Annotated in this window: 19 protein-coding genes, 1 tRNA gene and 1 pseudogene; 4 read left to right on the top strand and 17 right to left on the bottom strand. The window is 56.0% G+C overall.

The genetic code is table 11. The annotated features are described in order from the left end of the window. Positions 1–157: 157 nt before the first annotated feature. Positions 158–433 (bottom strand): hypothetical protein, encoded by a 276-nt coding sequence (locus LEP6406_RS0222485; protein WP_008311285.1) that lies wholly within the window; start codon positions 431–433, stop codon positions 158–160. A gap of 196 nt (positions 434–629) precedes the next feature. Continuing rightward, the gene (locus LEP6406_RS0222480) at positions 630–980 is read right to left on the bottom strand and encodes a hypothetical protein (RefSeq protein WP_008311287.1); all 351 of its coding nucleotides are present in this window, start codon (positions 978–980) and stop codon (positions 630–632) included. A gap of 162 nt (positions 981–1,142) precedes the next feature. On the opposite strand from LEP6406_RS0222480, the gene LEP6406_RS0222475 reads away from it, so the two are divergent. Then, positions 1,143–1,787 carry a DUF3386 domain-containing protein gene (locus LEP6406_RS0222475; protein WP_008311291.1) on the top strand — a complete coding sequence of 215 codons (645 nt, stop codon included), beginning with the start codon at positions 1,143–1,145 and terminating at the stop codon, positions 1,785–1,787. Here the strand turns inward: LEP6406_RS0222475 and LEP6406_RS0222470 are convergent. From LEP6406_RS0222470 to petN, 3 genes are read right to left on the bottom strand one after another with little or no spacing between them, the layout of a single operon-like run. After that, positions 1,784–3,148, bottom strand: coding sequence for a 16S rRNA (cytosine(967)-C(5))-methyltransferase (locus LEP6406_RS0222470; protein ID WP_008311293.1), 1,365 nt, complete (start codon positions 3,146–3,148; stop codon positions 1,784–1,786). The two genes, LEP6406_RS0222475 and LEP6406_RS0222470, sit on opposite strands and share 4 nt — an antisense overlap. A gap of 20 nt (positions 3,149–3,168) precedes the next feature. Next, positions 3,169–3,345, bottom strand: coding sequence for a hypothetical protein (locus LEP6406_RS33125; RefSeq protein WP_008311296.1), 177 nt, complete (start codon positions 3,343–3,345; stop codon positions 3,169–3,171). A gap of 28 nt (positions 3,346–3,373) precedes the next feature. Next, positions 3,374–3,463 carry a cytochrome b6-f complex subunit PetN gene (petN, locus tag LEP6406_RS31605; protein WP_039726352.1) on the bottom strand — a complete coding sequence of 30 codons (90 nt, stop codon included), beginning with the start codon at positions 3,461–3,463 and terminating at the stop codon, positions 3,374–3,376. A gap of 188 nt (positions 3,464–3,651) precedes the next feature. Between petN and clpP the strand changes: the two genes are divergently transcribed. After that, the gene (gene clpP, locus LEP6406_RS0222460) at positions 3,652–4,257 is read left to right on the top strand and encodes an ATP-dependent Clp endopeptidase proteolytic subunit ClpP (protein WP_008311298.1); all 606 of its coding nucleotides are present in this window, start codon (positions 3,652–3,654) and stop codon (positions 4,255–4,257) included. 375 nt (positions 4,258–4,632) lie between these two features. Here clpP and LEP6406_RS0222455 read toward each other — a convergent pair whose 3' ends face one another. Continuing rightward, positions 4,633–5,970: a DNA methyltransferase gene (locus tag LEP6406_RS0222455; RefSeq protein ID WP_008311301.1), complete on the bottom strand. Its 1,338-nt coding sequence runs from the start codon at positions 5,968–5,970 to the stop codon at positions 4,633–4,635. A 227-nt stretch (positions 5,971–6,197) separates the two neighbouring features. Then, the gene (locus tag LEP6406_RS33430; RefSeq protein ID WP_225886709.1) at positions 6,198–6,674 is read right to left on the bottom strand and encodes a TetR/AcrR family transcriptional regulator C-terminal domain-containing protein; all 477 of its coding nucleotides are present in this window, start codon (positions 6,672–6,674) and stop codon (positions 6,198–6,200) included. Between LEP6406_RS33430 and LEP6406_RS33120 the strand changes: the two genes are divergently transcribed. Next, positions 6,660–6,751, top strand: a tRNA-OTHER gene (locus tag LEP6406_RS33120). The two genes, LEP6406_RS33430 and LEP6406_RS33120, sit on opposite strands and share 15 nt — an antisense overlap. Before the next feature lie 159 nt (positions 6,752–6,910). Here LEP6406_RS33120 and der read toward each other — a convergent pair. The 9 genes from der to gvpA all read right to left on the bottom strand — a co-directional run bounded on the left by der (position 6,911) and on the right by gvpA (position 13,712). Continuing rightward, positions 6,911–8,272, bottom strand: a complete 1,362-nt coding sequence (gene der, locus LEP6406_RS0222445; RefSeq protein WP_008311305.1) for a ribosome biogenesis GTPase Der — start codon at positions 8,270–8,272, stop codon at positions 6,911–6,913. Positions 8,273–8,410: 138 nt separating this feature from the next. Next, on the bottom strand, positions 8,411–9,181 hold the full coding sequence (locus LEP6406_RS0222440) for a J domain-containing protein (RefSeq protein ID WP_225886608.1): 771 nt from the start codon (positions 9,179–9,181) through the stop codon (positions 8,411–8,413). Positions 9,182–9,276: 95 nt separating this feature from the next. Further along, positions 9,277–9,750, bottom strand: a complete 474-nt coding sequence (gene gvpJ / locus LEP6406_RS0222435) for a gas vesicle protein K (RefSeq protein ID WP_008311308.1) — start codon at positions 9,748–9,750, stop codon at positions 9,277–9,279. A gap of 99 nt (positions 9,751–9,849) precedes the next feature. Next, entirely contained in the window at positions 9,850–10,038 is a 189-nt protein-coding gene (locus tag LEP6406_RS29335) for a hypothetical protein (protein WP_008311311.1), read from the bottom strand. Then, positions 10,035–10,229 carry a hypothetical protein gene (locus LEP6406_RS0222425; RefSeq protein WP_008311313.1) on the bottom strand — a complete coding sequence of 65 codons (195 nt, stop codon included), beginning with the start codon at positions 10,227–10,229 and terminating at the stop codon, positions 10,035–10,037. Before LEP6406_RS0222425 ends, LEP6406_RS29335 begins: the two co-directional genes overlap by 4 nt. Before the next feature lie 159 nt (positions 10,230–10,388). Continuing rightward, positions 10,389–10,730: a gas vesicle protein GvpJ gene (gene gvpJ / locus LEP6406_RS0222420; protein WP_008311315.1), complete on the bottom strand. Its 342-nt coding sequence runs from the start codon at positions 10,728–10,730 to the stop codon at positions 10,389–10,391. Between the two features lie 96 nt (positions 10,731–10,826). Next, positions 10,827–12,035, bottom strand: a complete 1,209-nt coding sequence (gene gvpN / locus LEP6406_RS0222415; protein ID WP_008311318.1) for a gas vesicle protein GvpN — start codon at positions 12,033–12,035, stop codon at positions 10,827–10,829. Beyond that, complete coding sequence (locus LEP6406_RS0222410; RefSeq protein WP_008311320.1) at positions 12,032–13,042, bottom strand: hypothetical protein; 1,011 nt, start codon at positions 13,040–13,042, stop codon at positions 12,032–12,034. The genes gvpN and LEP6406_RS0222410 overlap by 4 nt, the downstream gene beginning before the upstream one ends. Positions 13,043–13,493: 451 nt before the next feature. Further along, positions 13,494–13,712, bottom strand: coding sequence for a gas vesicle structural protein GvpA (gvpA, locus tag LEP6406_RS0222405; RefSeq protein WP_008311322.1), 219 nt, complete (start codon positions 13,710–13,712; stop codon positions 13,494–13,496). 874 nt (positions 13,713–14,586) lie between these two features. Here gvpA and LEP6406_RS0222395 point away from each other — a divergent pair. Beyond that, the gene (locus LEP6406_RS0222395; RefSeq protein ID WP_008311326.1) at positions 14,587–15,051 is read left to right on the top strand and encodes an ATP-binding protein; all 465 of its coding nucleotides are present in this window, start codon (positions 14,587–14,589) and stop codon (positions 15,049–15,051) included. Positions 15,052–15,128: 77 nt separating this feature from the next. Here LEP6406_RS0222395 and LEP6406_RS29330 read toward each other — a convergent pair. Then, a pseudogene (locus LEP6406_RS29330) lies at positions 15,129–15,826 on the bottom strand (IS4 family transposase); the annotation flags it as partial.

Genomic DNA, 15,826 nt, shown 5'->3' with positions numbered 1-15,826 from the left:
GCCCTCCATGCTCCTAGTACACCTAGGCTGAAATAGGCTTGCTATTCTGTCGCGCCAGCCCAACATTTTCCGGTCCCCTCGCTCCTTGGGAGAGGGCTAGGGTGAGGGGCCGAGGTGTGACACAACGGAACGGTCAGAGTATTTACGCCGCAGAGTACTAAGGCTCTGGAACCGGAGGGGGTGGTTCTCCCTGGGCCTCGGCAGCCTCCAGTTGAGCGCGAGACTCATCCCAGTAGGCACTGTAGGTCCACACTTCGTTGTTGCCCTGAATCTGAGTTTGCCAGCGGTAGATGGCGGTTTTGGGGTTGACCCCCACCTCAATTAGCTTGGCCCCCATGTAGTATTCCATCTGACTGCGGGTGCGCTGACGAAAAAAGGGGGGCTGTTGTCGGGAGATAGTCCGCGACATGTGGGCTTGGGTCGGTTTGGCCATCGAAGTCTCGTTGCTAGTACTCTGCGAGGTAAATTGGGCAGTTCTTCTGAAAGGGGTAGGTGATTGGGTCTTGGGTTTCAGGTTTTGGGTTTCAGGTTTTGGGTTTCAGGTTTTAGGAAGCTAGTCTTGCCTGGATTCCTGGTGGGGTTCAGGGACCGTGAGAACTCAACCGTAAGAACTCAGTAGATTCTCTCCGCTACCCCAGAAGTCCGGGCAATCCGATAATCCCCGGTAGTCCCAGCTCACTACACACCTCGTAAAATCCCGTCGTGGGTGGTTCTGCAAAAAGGTGGGAAATGCGCTCTAGGGCTTCGGCATAGGCAGGGGTTACGTGGGAGTCCATATCCCCTGGATTTTCCCACAGGATTATAGCGATCCCGCGATCGCTTCCCGGCTCCTGAAGTAGATAGGCTCCTTTGAAGCCTTCACTGTAGGTGGACACCGCCTTTTCGTAGAGTTGACGGGCTTCAGAAAAGCAACCAGGCTTAAATTCGCCAATAGCCACGTAGGCGTACTTGTGTTGTAAACGATCTAAAAAGTCAGACATAGACTCGTTTCCTTCAGCGTGTTGTAGGCCCCAGTGTTGATCACGAACCCCAGTATTGCGAGAAATCTTGGGTCTGATTTTAGATTTGTTCCCAGGTCCAGATCTCCTACCGAGGAACGCTAGGATACTAATGCAGTAATGATTAATTCCAAAGGAATCTGCATGGTAGGGACGCAAGTTTCAGCGCGGGAACTTTTCCGCTCCGCCTATGAAAATCGCTATACCTGGGACAGCGACTTCCCTGGATACACCGCCGATGTCACCTTTATCCAGGGTGATCAGACTGTGACGGGTAAGGCTAGGGTTAGTCCAGACCTGAAGGCAGAGGTGTCTGGCATTGAGGATGAGGGGGTTAAAAAGGCCATCCACAGTCAGCTCTGGGAGGTGGCAATTCACCGGGTCCGGCGCGGCTTTGAAGACACCCATGGCAACAACACCTTCCGCTACGGCCAAACCTTAAAGGATGGGTCAGTGGAAATTCTCATGGGGGGAAAGGCGGAGGGCGATCGCTATCACCTGCGGGATAACGAAGTCACCATGGTCCACCGTCAAATCCATGGGGTAGTGGTCACTATCTACACCTTCAGCAGCCATGATACCGGGGCGGGCTATCTGTCCCACCGCTATGACTCGGTCTACCATGACCCCAAGACTGGAGAGCAGAAGGGGGGCCGCAGTGTCTTTGAGGACAGCTATGAGCAGGTGGGGGACTATGTGATTCTCTCGGAGCGCCAGGTGCAGACGGAGACGGCAGAGGGTACGGATGTGCAGATCTTCCGGTTCTCTAATCTCCAGCTTCTAACCTAAGCCCGCCCCATTCGGGCCATGAAGAACCCATCCATGCCCTGCTCATGGGGCCAGATTTTTACCCAGCCTTCGGGCTGGGTGGAAGCTGCCAGGGAAGACTCAGGAGCAGGGGGGAGGATGTGCCAGTCGGGATGGGTTTGGAGAAAGCGGTTCACTTGGGCCTCGTTTTCCGCCGGATGAAGCGTGCAGGTGGCGTAGACCAGGGTGCCGCCGGGTTTGACCCAGGTGGCGGCACGGTCGAGCAAGTTCTGTTGCAACTGGACCAGTTCTTGAATGGTTTCGGGGGTTTGTCGCCAGCGGGCGTCGGCGTGGCGGTGAAGGGTACCTAGCCCCGAGCAAGGAGCATCCACGATGACTCGATCCCCTTGGCCTTCAAACCGGGTTAGGGTGGTGCTGTCCCCCACGAGGGTGTGGATGGATTTTAGCCCTAGGCGATCGCAGGTTTGTTGAATTTTTTTCAGGCGGGATGGGGTGCGATCGCAAGCCCAGATTGTGCCCGTATCCTCCATCAGCGCAGCGAGATGAGCCGCCTTGCCCCCCGGTGCCGCACAGGCATCAATCACCACCTGATCGGGCTGGGGATCCACCAGATAGCTGACCCACTGGGCGCTAGCATCCTGCACCGTCCACCAGCCGTTGTCGTACCCCGGCATTTCGCGAATGGAGCCACTGTGGCCCACCAACCGCAAAGCCCAGGGCAACCCCGGCAGGCGTGTGGTGGCGATCCCCGCTGTTGTGAAGGCAGCTTCCACCGTATCCACCGTAGCCCGCAGGGAATGGACCCGGAGATCAATCGTGGGGGACTGGTTTAGCCAGTCACAGAGGGCATCGGTAGCTTCAGGACCGATAGCCTCTAGCCACAGTGCCACCAACCAATCGGGAAAGCTGTGGCGAATTCCCAGGGCAGCAATGGCATCAGTAGGCAGCAGGAGAGGGTCGGTACCCTCCCCTTGCAGACGTAGGTACTGGCGCAAAATGCCATTCACCACCCCAGAAAGCCGGGGCAAGCCGATGGCCTTGACCAGATCCACGCTGGTATTCACCGCTGCTGAGGGCGGGACGTGGCTGAGGTAACGCAGTTGATACAACCCTAAATGCAGCACGATGCGGAGTTCTAGGGGCTGCTGCTGGGCTTTTTTAGTCCCCAGTTGATCAATGAGGGCGTCTAGGGTGCGCTGTCGCCGCACGATGCCGTACACCAGCTCTGTGGCGAAGGGGCGATCGGGGCCGCTGATGGTGGTGCGCTGGAGGTGGCGATGCAGCACCACATCAGCAAACCCACCTTGGTAAATCTCCTTTAACGCAGCAAACGCCAACCGTCGGGCTGGCGAAGGAGCGGCAGGTATGGGTAAATCGGGCACAGGCAATGGTTAACCGAAACTCACTTGCGACGGCGACTAGAGGGTGCGGGGGTGCGCTCATTATCGCGACGACGACGATCGCGCCACTCTGCCACCGTCAGGTATAGAACACCTACTGTCACCAGAACCATCAGCCCCGCCGCTAAGACGGCGAGGATGGTGAATGCCTGGGTTTCCAAAGCCGGATTCATGGCCATACCCCCGAGATCCACGACGATGGGTTGCCTAGAAGCCGTTGCGGCCCCAAACTACCATGGACAGGGAAAAGGTGAACACTACCAGCAACGAAACCCAACCCAGCGTCAAAATATCCATAGGAATGTCTTAAGTCTCAGGTCCAATGTTAACTTCATCATACGGTAGAGCTGTAACCCTCCGAAACCTGAACTCTCTAAAACTTGCCATGGCCTCCAACTCTGCTTAATGACGGTTATCCGCCCCCAGCACGGAGTCCGGCAAATCGGTAGAATCAATCCAGCACCGTGATGATTAATGGGTTCTCGATGATTCCAACCGTCATTGAACAGTCGGGTCGGGGCGAACGTGCCTTTGACATTTATTCTCGCCTCCTGCGGGAACGTATCATTTTCCTTGGACAGGAAGTTACGTCTGATTCTGCAAACTTGATTGTGGCGCAGATGCTGTTCCTAGAAGCGGAAGACCCAGAGAAGGATATCTATCTCTATGTCAACTCGCCTGGGGGTTCCGTAACAGCGGGCTTAGGTATTTTTGACACCATGAACCACATCCGTCCCGATGTTTGTACCATCTGTGTCGGACTGGCCGCCAGTATGGGCTCCTTCTTGCTGGCGGCGGGCAAGAAGGGCAAACGCATGAGTCTGCCCAATGCCCGTATCATGATTCACCAGCCCCTCGGGGGAGCCCAAGGTCAGGCCACGGATATTGAGATTCAGGCTAAAGAGATTCTGTATCTGAAGGGGCTTCTGAATGGAGCCTTAGCGAAAAATACAGGGCAATCCTTAGAGAAAATTACCGCTGATACTGAGCGGGACTTTTTCCTATCTCCCCATCAGGCGATGGAGTATGGTCTTATCGATCAGGTCATCGATCGCCATGCTGTGGGCAGTCGGCCTGTGCCGGTGGGCTAGGTATCTATAGCGCATGCATTATAGGTTACGGAGATCCCTGTGGGCGCACAGCCGCCACGAGTTGGGTTTCCGCGCTCAATGCAGACGGTGATAGATAGATTCCGTAGGGGCAATCCCTTGCCTACCCTATGCCCTTCGGGCAATAGCCTCCGACATGGCTACCCTAAGGCTAACGCTAGGGCGGAGCCTGCCCGTAGGGCATAGGACCTGTCCTGTTCGCGTAGCGGCTCCGGAGGAGCAACTGAGTCGTATAGCCCTTCGGGCAATAGCCTCCGGCAGGCTACGCTAAGGCTAACGCTAGGGCGTAGCCTGCCCGTAGGGCATAGGATGGTTGCCCGATGGGCGGGTGACCGATATTGGGGTGAGGATGGAGTGTTATTTAATTGCACCTCCCTTAGAAAACTTCGAGTGGGGCAAAACAAAGGAACGGGACTGTTTGACAACGCCATGCCATTCCAAGCGCACTACCTCCTCTCGCAGTTGGGTGCCGGTGGCGGAAGCTCCTCGGGTGCGAAACAGGTCAATGCCCTTAACTTGGTAGCCCGCTTCTTCCGCAATCTCCGCTAGCAGTTCCCCCGTCCTGATTAGGATTTGAAAAAAGGACGCTTGATCCCCTACCACATAGGCCAGTTGGGCTCCTGGTCGCAGTGCCCCTTGCAGGTCCAGCAAGTGCCGCTTAATACCGCCAAAGTATAAGGTTGTCACCCGATGATATTTGCACTCAAAGCCGGAGGTTTTGCCTAAGGCAATACGCTTGGCTTCGATGGTGCGGGCAAGGCGGCGAATTTGACTCTGGCGGCTGAGAACTTGGTCGTCGTCATCAAGTCTGTATACATTGCGGCTGTTGGATCGAATCAAGGTTTCTTTGAAGGCCCGGAGGTCTTGCTTGTTTTTCAAGTAGCCCAGCAGCACAGACTCTAGGCGGGTGGTACGGGTGTAGTCCTTCTCGTTGGGGTAGGGGGGGGAGGTGATAATGGCATCAATACTGTTGGGCTCCAGCAGCGATCGCAGGGTACGGGCATCGCCTCGGTGGCAGTGGGTACGTACCCCCGCACAGTGAGACCAAGCGGTGATATCAGCAGCCATCTGGGCTACCTTAACTTGCCAGGAGGCCAAGACCGGGGCATCCTCGCGACGCTTGCGCCGTAGCCCGACCTCGGGGCCAAATCTCAGGTTACTGGCATCCTGAACCGCCACGTAGGCTAGGGCCAGATTCAAAATATCTCGCTCGGGGCCAGGGGGCTCTACCGCGATCGCATCTCCCAGTACCAAGCATTTGTGTAGGGGCAAGGGATTAATAGCATTCCGCATGACGAGGGTCTGCTGGGCGGGAGCAAAGGTCCGTAGCGGTGCTGCCACCATCCACTCCGCTGTGCGCTCCAGAGTCCGGCCTACCATAGTCTCTAGGGCGGCAATATCCACCGCCCATTGGGTTTTGGTGGCGCAGGCAAAATGGGCCATGGGTACCGCCTCTACCCCCACTGCTGTTAAACCCTGCTTTTTGGCTTCTACGAGGGTGGTGCCAGTGCCGCAGAAGGGATCTAGCACCACTGCTGAGGCGTCTAAGGCAAATTGCTGTAAATAATCCCGCACCAGATGGGGGGGATAAGACAGGATAAAGCGATACCAGTCATGGAAAGCGCGATCGGCGGGGTGTAGCCGATTGTGACGCAGGTCGGCGGGAGCTAGGAAGGACGGCGAAGAAGGAACCATGAGCAGGGGCGATGGGCGTCGCGATGGTCTTTGACCGGCCTCTGGCCATTGCCAATATCAAGTCCGGCAAATAACCACACAAATCTATTCCATGGGTAGGAGCGCAAGGCTTTGTGCCCTTTGCAGAGTTGTGTACAGTCAACTGGACATCATCTAATACATCAGATCTATTCAGGCTTGTTCACTATAGCGTGCTGACGCTCGGCAATCCTAGCCGCCCTGAAGACTCAAAGGGTATCATCAGCCCCAGTTATAACCTCTTCCAGATCGGGACTCATCTCGGAGGCCGGGGTTGCCTTGGCTAGGAGCAAAGCCATCAGAGCATTAACCAATCGTTTCTGGGGCAGGGCGATCAGATCTTGGCCGTGGAGGATGTGCTGGGTCAGGGTAACGTAGACAACAGTGCCCACGAGGATATGGGCCGTCGCTACCGGATCCGGTAGTCCCAGTTCTGGATGGTCCGCCAGATAGCTCTGCACTCGCTCGATCCCTGGCTTGGTGATGTGGATGATAAAAAGTCGGGCTAGGGCAGGGAATCGGCCTGACTCCCCGATGACCAAGCGGACAAAATCCTGGTATTCATCATCGGCAGCAATGCTCTCCAGCATGTGTTCTAGTAACTGTCGCAGTGTGGTGACGGGAGGCCCCGCACAGGGACAAGGGGTCAAGGTGCCGTAGAACCGCACTTGGGCAATGTGCTGCACGAGGGCGCAAAACAGACCTTCCTTATCCTGAAAGTGGTGGTAGACGGTGGGTTTGGAGACTCCCGCCGTTGCCGCCACACGATCCATGCTGGTCCCTGCATACCCCCGCGACAAAAACTCCTGGAGGGCTCCCTGCAAGATCTGGTCAACTTTGTCGGATCTGGGGCTGTCATCTGTCGTCATGGCAGGCACAATCATACGCGGTTTGCTCGCCCATGCTGAAGCCCCTAGTGCCCTCAAACCTTGGTGGCGCGGTTGGCACTGCCGCGCTCCAACTCCCGCATCTTCTTGCCTCGCCAGAGAAAGCGAATCGGCGTACCCTCAAACCCGAGATTTTGGCGGAATTGCTTCTCAATGTAGCGGCGATAGTTATCGGTAAAGAGAGCGGGATCGTTCACAAATAGGGCAAAGGTGGGGGGCTGGGCGCTGACCTGGGTGCCGTAGTAAATCCGGCCCTGGCGACCCTGGCGAGTGGTGGGGGGACTGTGCCAACCCGTGGCTTCCTCCAGGACTTCATTTACCACGGCGGTGGTGATCCGGCGACGGTGCGCGATCACCGCCTGATCCACGAGGTCGAGAATCTTCGGAACCCGCTGTCCGGTCATCGCGCTGACGTAGATATGGGGAGCCCATTCCATGAAATAGAGCTTGCCGGTGAGGGTGCGATCGTATTCGTAGATGGTGTGGGCGTCCTTTTCCACCGCATCCCACTTATTCACAACCAGGATGCAGGCGCGGCCATCGTCTTCTACCCGCCCTGCCAGTTTTTGGTCTTGCTCGGTAATGCCATCCACCGCATCAATCACCAGCAGCACCACATCTGCTCGGCGAATGGCCTTGAAGGCGCGGTTAATGCCAAAGAATTCGGGGCCGTAGTTGACATTTTTCTTTTTGCGGATGCCTGCGGTGTCTACGAGGCGATAGTGCTGGTCTTTGCGCTTCACTACCATGTCGATGGCGTCGCGGGTGGTGCCGGAAATCGGGCTGACGATGGCCCGCGATTCCCCTACGAAAGCATTAAGGAGGCTGGATTTGCCGACATTGGGCCGTCCTACGATGGCGACTTTCACTTCATCCAGTTCGTCCTCGGGGTTGACGGGGACGAGGTACTCCACCAGTTGATCCAGCAGTTCCCCGGTGCCGTTGCCGTGAATACCGGATACGGGGTGGGGTTCCCCTAGCCCCAGCTCCCAAAATTGGGCAGCTTGGATCAACCCTTGGTCGGGGGACTCGCATTTATTCACCGCCAGCACGGCGGGGACCGTGTGTTGTCGCAGCCATTGGGCAATTTCTCGGTCAGCCTCGGTAGGGCCATCTTGACCATTGACGACGAGGATGGCGGCGCTGGCTTCGGCTAGGGCAATCAGGGCTTGCTCCCGAATATGGGGTAAAAATTCAGTATCGTCGTCGAATATGAGCCCCCCGGTGTCCACCACCATGAATTCGCGATCGCGCCAAAAGGCGGGCTGATAAGTGCGATCGCGGGTGACTCCGGGTTGGTCATGGACGATGGCATCCCGCGCCCCGGCGAGGCGATTGACTAGAGTAGATTTGCCCACATTGGGGCGACCGATAACGGCAACGACGGGAAGCGGCATGGAAAAACCTGAAAACCTTAAGCAAGCATTGCTCTATTCTAGCGGTCGGTTTACGGTCGGCTCTTTTTATGTCCTTAAGGATCCGTCTTGCCCGTCTTTTTCGCTCCCTCTATTTGCCCTCTCCTCATATTTGCCCTCTTATGTTGTGCCCTTTAGATCGGCTTTGGCCTGTCGTCGCAGTTTAGTCGCAATGCGAAAGAGTTCCTGCCCTGTATGGAGGTAGGTTTCTTCGTAGCAGTAGGTATAGCGTTCCATTTCTTCAATGCCATCCTCTAACTGGTTCAGGCAATAGTACAGATTCGCCGCGATCGCGGCAGCAGTAGCAGGGTTAGGCAATCCTTGAAAGCGCGCCTGGGCCTTTTCCAGAATTTCACGAGAACTTTCCAAGTATTCCTGGAAATTTGCCATCAACTCATCATCAAAGGGATCCGCCGACAGTGCCCGCAGTTGTCCCTTCAGGGGAGAAATAATCTGGCCGATGTAGCGATCCGCCGGATTGTAAACCTGGCGCAGCCAGTAGGACAGGGAGTCGTCTGCCGCTTGCGTCGCCCGCCGCTGTTGCCGATAGTGCACTTGGGTCTGGGCTGTGCGCTCAGCGCGATAGTCATAGACTGGCCCATTAGGGCCATCGTGCAGCACCTGTTCTGACTCCAATCCCACCTGTTGAGCACGGCGCTCGCGATCATAGTGGGATCGCCGCTGGGGATCCCCCAGCACCTCGTAGGCTGCATTCAGACGGGTAATTTGCTCGTGGCTTGCCCGCTCACTCCGACTGTCAGGATGCAGTTCCTTCGCTAGGCGACGGTAGGCCCGCTTGATTTGGATCTGAGTGGCCGTCTCCGAGACTTCTAGGGTGTGGTAATGGTTTCCAGTCACAGACATCGGAGAACTGGCCCAAGCTATCGTCATCTCCCCGAAATTCTACGCCGTTATCAGGGTGCCGTGGAACAGCACCAAGGCGTGTGGACAATTAACGAGGGAGATGATCTTCAGCAGAAGTCATCTCAACCCTTTTCCCCTAAAGGACGAGACGTGAGCACCAGCCGCAACTTGGCATGGATGAGGTTCAACCGAGCCATGCCAAGATCCACCTCCCCCTCCACCACCACCCCGGTATCCAGCAGGCGATCCAGCAGTTCCAGCAGGGTTGGGTTGCCGGAGGATTGGCCGGGATAGTAGCCCCCTTCGCGGGGCAGCAACGTCCCCAACTCCCCCAGATTCATATTCAGATCGGCAGGATCGATCTCAAAAATCTCGCACAGGTGCAAGATTTCCGTTTCCAGGCGACGCAAACTTTCAGCGGCCCGATCTAGGTCATCATCACTCAGGTGACCCGACTCCATCCGCCGGATCACCTGGGCCTCCATTAACTGGCGCACCAGCTCCGTTACCGTCAACAGCAGCGGAGCCAAGCCCGCATCCCTAGATTGGGATGGCCCTAGGGCGCTTTCATCTGCCCCTAGAGGCTCCTGTGTCATAGCATGAACCTAGTACTGGGCGGCCATAAGTTTGGTTATCGTCGTCGCGCAAGCCAGAAGCTTGCGCGATAGTGGTCAGAAGCTTTCTCGCAGCCAGTGCTAGGATTTGCGCCGTCGTTCTAGGTCTTGCAAATATGCCTTTTGATGCTGCAAAAAGGCTTTATGCCATTCCTTGAAGCGCCGCTCGCCATCCCGCACCAACATAGCCCGGTAGGCTTCGGAGGGAATATATCTGCGCGTGCTAGAGGACTGAGAAGTGCTAGAAGACCGGGAAGAAGATTGAGTCATCGTCGAACCTGCCAAATACCATTGCGCCATTTACGGTGAGCATCCTGGGTCAGCACTTGGGCATACCCCATCATCATGCGCCCTTGATCCAAAATAATGCCTTGGTTGGCCTGATTCAGGCTATGGCAGGACCGAAAGCTAGGAATGGTGCGGCTGGTGGCAATGTGCTTCATCGTGCGGATGGACAGCATGGTAGAAACCTCTAGAAGAGGGGTAGGGGGACAGGAGAGGATGGGGGGGAGGTAAATTACCCCTTGAGCAGGGAAATGGCTCCGTTTGTCCTAAGAATGCAATACTCCCATTAACGAAAAAACCCCTAAGGCCCAAATTTAGGCATTCAGACCCAACTTCTAGGCCTCTCCTGCCTTCAATGCCTTCAACTCTCGCTCTAAACTCTCGATCCGAACTTGGAGCTGTTCATTGGCGGCGAGGAGTTCCTGGGATCGTCCGTTGAGGTGGGGATCACCTTCCCACCAGTTGATGCCCATTTCCTTGGCCTTGTCTACGGAGGCGACCAGTAGACGAATGCGGATGCTGAGCAGCTCCGTGGAGCCGACGGAGACAGAAATATCTCCGGCAATGACGATGCCCTTATCTAGGACACGCTCTAGCACATCCACCAGGGTAGAGCCCTGGGTGGCGGTGGCCATGGGGCGATGGGGGGTAGATCGGGGGAAGGCGTCGGCGGGCACAGTGACCTCTTTCTAGCACTTGGGACGGGGGACAAGGGTTTGCAGATAGTTACCGATAAATCAGGTCGGTGGCTGCTAGCACTGCCCTACCCCGCACTATACCCCTGCGGGAATCCGATAAACGGTAGGCTTCCCGGTTCCATTGTGTTTTTCTAGGCGTCCAGCCTCGACTAGCGATCGCAGGGCATCCACGACTTTGAACCGGGAGAGGGAAAGGGCAGCCTCAATTTCTGTCAGTTTGGCCTCTCCCTCGGTCTGGAGATAGTCGTAGATCCGGCCTTGCAGGGCAGTTCCCTCGGCCTCTTTGGCCTCTTCTACAGCGGCTTCAGTCTCGGTGAAGCTGGAAACCGATGCTGGGGGTGTGGTTGCCGGAACGGTCGCCTCGGCGTGCGTTACCGCTACCGGATCTAGAACTTCAGTGGCCGCAATAAAGTGGTTAAACAAGTCCCAGAGGGTGTGGGTGGCTCCTGGAAAATCCTGCACTACCCGCGACAGTAGGATGTCGCTACAGATCTCCCGAAAATCAGCATCCTCCACCATGGGGGGAATGCCGTGCTCCTGACAGATGTTAGCGATCATCAGGCAGGGGCGCAGGCTGGTGGTGCCATTGGCCTCGGTCTCGGTTTGGAAGGAGCGCACTAGCCGCACAATCAGCAGGGCAGCAGCGGGTTCAATCCCTACTTTCTGCACCAAAATTTGCTGCTGGGTGAGCTCATCGGGCTCCGGCATGTGAATGGTGATGAGACGATCCAGAAGGGCGTCTTGGGTGCCATGGACCCCGGCGTATTCCTCTGGGTTGGAGGTGAAGATGGCCCGGAAGTGGGGGCTGACCCGCAGGTATTCGGGGCGATGGCCGCTGGGGGGCAGTACCAGGAGTTTTTCCTCTAGGGCAGATAGAAGGACGTTGTTGACCTCGGGGCGAGAACGGTTGAACTCGTCGTAGACCAGGGTGAAGCCTTCTCGGCAGGCTAGGGTCAGGCGCGAGTCTACCCAGTTGTGACGGAGTTCATCCTCTACCTTTATGACGCTGTGGATGAAGTTGTCTACGACTTTTTTGCGGGTGTAGCCGGACTGGTTACCGATCAGGTCAGAGGTTTTGAACTCGTCGTCCCCAAATAGCAGCATGATGGGGCGACTCAGCAGGTCCGCGAGATGGAGGGCTAGGGTGGTTTTACCCGTGCCCGCTGGGCCGCGTAGGTGGACGGAGTAGCCGGATTGGAGATAGCGCAGGGCACGGCGAGCAATGCCTTCTACGCTGGGGGTGCTGACGAAGTTGCGGGGGCGGGCTTGGAGAACGGTATTCACAGAACGGCTTCCTCTTGGACGTGGTAGGTTCTATCTTTTTGGACAATCAATTCTTTTTGGATCAGCGATCGCAGGGCGTCTACGGCCTGGAAACGGTTAATGCCCAGATTTGACTCGATTTCCGTCAGTCGTGCACCATCGTCATGGTCTTGGAGATAGCCAAAGACCACTTCCTCAATGGGAAGCTCTTGGGAAAGATCTGCGGGTTTAGCGGTTTTGGCAGATTCTGTCTTAGGGTTGCTTGGGGCGTCTGCCTTAGGGCTGGTTTTAGAGGTGGCTTTAGTCGTTACCTTGGGTTCCGCTTTGGGGGTGCTTCTGGGTTCAGCACTCACCATTGGAGCTGTTGAAGCCATTGGAGCCGTTGAAGCCGTTGCCACCATTGGTGATGCCCCGTCTCCCCAGACCGAGCGCCGCAGTTGGACACAGAAGGTTTCTAGCTGCTGGCGGAAAATGGCAAGATCGGCAAACATGACCTCCACATCTTGGGCTAGGACGGCGCGATCGCGCTGCCGCTGATAGTGATCCTGTACGGCGGCGGCTTGGCGATCGGTAGTGACCTGTTCTAGGTAGAGGGTGACCGCTTCTTGGAGGGTAGCGACGTAGATCCGGAGGCTTTCTGCCTGCTTCTGTCCCATACGGGCACGATCGGCGCGATAGCCCGCCAGTTTCTCCTGGGTTTCCACCCCTAGGGCGTCGAGTTCCTGTTGCAGTAGAACTCGAATCCGCGCTACAGAGGCTTTCAGTTCCCCATGGAACTGAGCCAACTCAGCTTGGGTCCGGCGGGCACGGGTCTGGTGTTGCTGATGGGCTTGGGCTAGAAATAGGCTGGTTTCCGCCTTCAGGGCATCATAAAACTGGGCTAGCTCCTGTTGGAGAACCGCCGCCTGAACCTGGCGAGCCTGTTGCCAATCCGCTAGTTGACTTTGTACTGCTTCTCGGCGCTGGGCGACCTCTACCTGACGCTGTTGCCGTTGGGCCAGCCACTGATCTTGGAGTGCCACAACCATCTGCTCCCTTGCTTAAAATTCAAGTACTCAAAACGCAAAATTGCTAAATCGAAAGGTCCATTAGGGCTCCGAATAACGCACCCTATTGGTTCAATAGGGCTTAAATGGTGCAATTTCATAGGTTAGGCGGAGCGAATGCCTAACTGAACAGGGACAAGCTTTGTTGAGCGTGTTCTGCTTGCCCCAGTCCATGGGGGGATATTTGTAGGTAATCAGGAGTAATTCAGGGGGGGAGATCATCTGAAATCCAATGCTTCAGCCCTACCCTAGAGACAGCAGAGATAGCGGGGTTTCCAGGGATGAGGGACATGGAATCCTGGATATTGTAGGGCGCGAGGCCTCGCGCCCTACCAGGCACACCTCACTCAACCCAGATCCGCTATAGGCTGTCTCTAAAGGCATTTTGGGCGTTCCCAAACCAGGGCTGAGATCCGAGCTTCTAGGGAATGACCTAGGAGGCGGGTACCGCTGCCTGGGCGGTTAGACCCACGGCTTCGGCATACTTCAGGTAGGTTTCTACAGAAGCGATGACGACCCGAGCTTCGATGGCAATCAATTCGATGCCGACCAGGGAGACCCGGACCCACGCATCGATGACAATACCCTTGTCCAAAATCCGATCCACAACTTCAGCCAAGCTGGATGAAGAGTTGACTTTTTCAACAGCCATGATTTCTAGTCCTCAAATCTTAGGGGATGGTCTTGCCGTGGTTGGGCCGTGCTGAAAACGGGCGCGATGTCCCGAAAGGGCTGGTCTAGCCCCTTTGGGGCGGCTACGCCAATGACCGTCGCAGTTTTTAGCAGGGCTGGTTCCAACTCCCGTTCGGTTATAGTCTGCCCAGGGCAAATCCTAGGATCACGACTCCCATTGCAATTGCCCATCAACTTTATGAATTGAAATATCACCCTAAGGGACTCGTCGCAAAATAAGGTACCTGCTGATCGGATATCCGAGAGCAGTCTACGGATAAAGCTCCCCTGCCCTGGGCTGAGTTGCGGTCGAGGGATCTGGAACAACTGCTGCTGGGGGGTGAATATAGCCGGATGATACAGGCCCTCGACAGTCTCGACCTGGAAATTTTGGCTCTGGTGTGCCATCAGGATCGACATAGTAATTCCATATTGATGCCTGAAGATCTTCGTAGATCTTCTATAGTTGCGCTGGTATGATGCTGAAAACAACTGGGTGCTGCCCCCCTGGAAGTAGGAGCATCAGCGGGCAAAACAAGCGCATCGGCACGTTGAACCAGAGCACCAGCGGACGGAACAAGAATATCAACGAGCAGAGCAAGAGCGTTAGTGGGCTGATCAGGAGTATTAGCGCCCAGAACAGCTAACCGCAAAATTACGGGGTTTGGGGATTGAGCTGGGCTGAGAAGTCAGGACTCGGAATCCCTCACATCCGAGAATCCAGGATGTGGAACTGCTCAGGTCCAGATGCGCTACACGGGTGATTCTAATCCTTTGCCTTCTGTTACAGATCCCCAAAGATCTTCGGAACAGAAGGCAGTAGGTACTATGGAAAAGTAAACCTGCACAGTTCTGTGACCTTGACCATTGTGAAACAGAGCAGCTTCCGCACTCAGACCGATCTGGATGCCCTTAAGGCTGTTCTCGTGTGGTTTGACGAGTTTCAAAGCCTGCCAATCCCCAAGGCAACATGGCTTCAGTGCCAACTGGCCCTGATAGAAGGGTTTACTAATGCTGTGCGCCACGCCCATGACGGCATGCCCCCAGAAACCCCCATTGAGATCGAAGCGATCGCAACGACTGAGGCACTCAACATCAACATCTGGGATCAAGGACCGGGATTTGACTTCAATGCCACCCTGCGCCGCAAGCTAGAGACCACGAATCCCGATTCTGAAGGGGGCCGAGGTCTGCGGATCATGCGGCGTATTGCCGACTCAGTAGAGTACGAATGCTATGGTGGGCGACGCAATTGTTTACATATTCACAAGCAGTTCAAAACCGCGCTGGTCAAAGATGGTCCTTTAGGGTCATCTTAAATTTCTAGTACACTTAGGTTGAAATAAGCTGACTACTCTCAACACTTCGGACAGATTTAGGCGGCTATAGCTCCAGCTTAGGCGGCTATAGCCCCGTAATTTAGGAGGCTCTGGTAGTTGGGGTGGGATTTAATCAAAGTTGGCTCCAGGTCGAACATGGCCGTAAATAGGTCGAGAAGATGTTGATTGAGGGCTTGCCGTTTGAAAGAGGCCATGGAGAAGCTGACAGGTTCAGCGGATTCAGCTCCCGATTGAGTAGATTGCAGTGCTGCTTTGGCCAAATTGAGGGCCATCAAGCTGGCATTGACATGGGAGTCGAGCGCCTCGGGAGACCGGGCCTGGCAGTCCGCTAGTCCTGTGAATTGACGGGCATCGCGGAAGATGAATTCAATTTGAAACCGAGCAGCGTAGCAGCGATAGAGATGGATGGGGTCAATGTCAATGTCGGTGGAGAAGAGGACGACATAACTCTGCCGTCCGTCCTGCTCTTTCAGCAGATAGGCTAAGCGGATGCGGCGCTTGAGAGAGACCGACCAGACGACAGCCGTGTAGAGAGAGACCCCATTTTCTAGGGTCTCGACGAACGTGAAGCGACTGGGGTCGGCCAGATTCACCTTGTCGCCATAGCGACGGCGGTTACCCCGCCGCTTCTGGGGGCCATCATAGAGAAATTTGAGGTTGGCATCGCTGCGTAGCCGCCCAATGGACTGGAAACCCAACTGCACCACCCCCAACCCCACTAGCGGTTGGTACGCGGTAGTGCCTGACAGTGACG

Source organism: Leptolyngbya sp. PCC 6406, assembly GCF_000332095.2.
GTDB lineage: Bacteria > Cyanobacteriota > Cyanobacteriia > Phormidesmidales > Phormidesmidaceae > PCC-6406.
The sequence above is the reverse complement of the archived record's forward strand: the minus strand, read 5'-3'. Positions and strand labels throughout refer to the sequence as shown.

What these genes read in the sequence shown, in the direction of transcription:
- LEP6406_RS0222485 (WP_008311285.1), bottom strand. Translation starts at nt 433, where the DNA reads ATGGCCAAACCGACCCAAGCCCACATGTCGCGGACTATCTCCCGACAA.
- LEP6406_RS0222480 (WP_008311287.1), bottom strand. Translation starts at nt 980, where the DNA reads ATGTCTGACTTTTTAGATCGTTTACAACACAAGTACGCCTACGTGGCT.
- LEP6406_RS0222475 (WP_008311291.1), top strand. Translation starts at nt 1,143, where the DNA reads ATGGTAGGGACGCAAGTTTCAGCGCGGGAACTTTTCCGCTCCGCCTAT.
- LEP6406_RS33125 (WP_008311296.1), bottom strand. Translation starts at nt 3,345, where the DNA reads ATGGCCATGAATCCGGCTTTGGAAACCCAGGCATTCACCATCCTCGCC.
- petN (WP_039726352.1), bottom strand. Translation starts at nt 3,463, where the DNA reads ATGGATATTTTGACGCTGGGTTGGGTTTCGTTGCTGGTAGTGTTCACC.
- clpP (WP_008311298.1), top strand. Translation starts at nt 3,652, where the DNA reads ATGATTCCAACCGTCATTGAACAGTCGGGTCGGGGCGAACGTGCCTTT.
- LEP6406_RS0222455 (WP_008311301.1), bottom strand. Translation starts at nt 5,970, where the DNA reads ATGGTTCCTTCTTCGCCGTCCTTCCTAGCTCCCGCCGACCTGCGTCAC.
- der (WP_008311305.1), bottom strand. Translation starts at nt 8,272, where the DNA reads ATGCCGCTTCCCGTCGTTGCCGTTATCGGTCGCCCCAATGTGGGCAAA.
- LEP6406_RS0222440 (WP_225886608.1), bottom strand. Translation starts at nt 9,181, where the DNA reads ATGACGATAGCTTGGGCCAGTTCTCCGATGTCTGTGACTGGAAACCAT.
- gvpJ (WP_008311308.1), bottom strand. Translation starts at nt 9,750, where the DNA reads ATGACACAGGAGCCTCTAGGGGCAGATGAAAGCGCCCTAGGGCCATCC.
- LEP6406_RS29335 (WP_008311311.1), bottom strand. Translation starts at nt 10,038, where the DNA reads ATGACTCAATCTTCTTCCCGGTCTTCTAGCACTTCTCAGTCCTCTAGC.
- LEP6406_RS0222425 (WP_008311313.1), bottom strand. Translation starts at nt 10,229, where the DNA reads ATGCTGTCCATCCGCACGATGAAGCACATTGCCACCAGCCGCACCATT.
- LEP6406_RS0222410 (WP_008311320.1), bottom strand. Translation starts at nt 13,042, where the DNA reads ATGGTTGTGGCACTCCAAGATCAGTGGCTGGCCCAACGGCAACAGCGT.
- gvpA (WP_008311322.1), bottom strand. Translation starts at nt 13,712, where the DNA reads ATGGCTGTTGAAAAAGTCAACTCTTCATCCAGCTTGGCTGAAGTTGTG.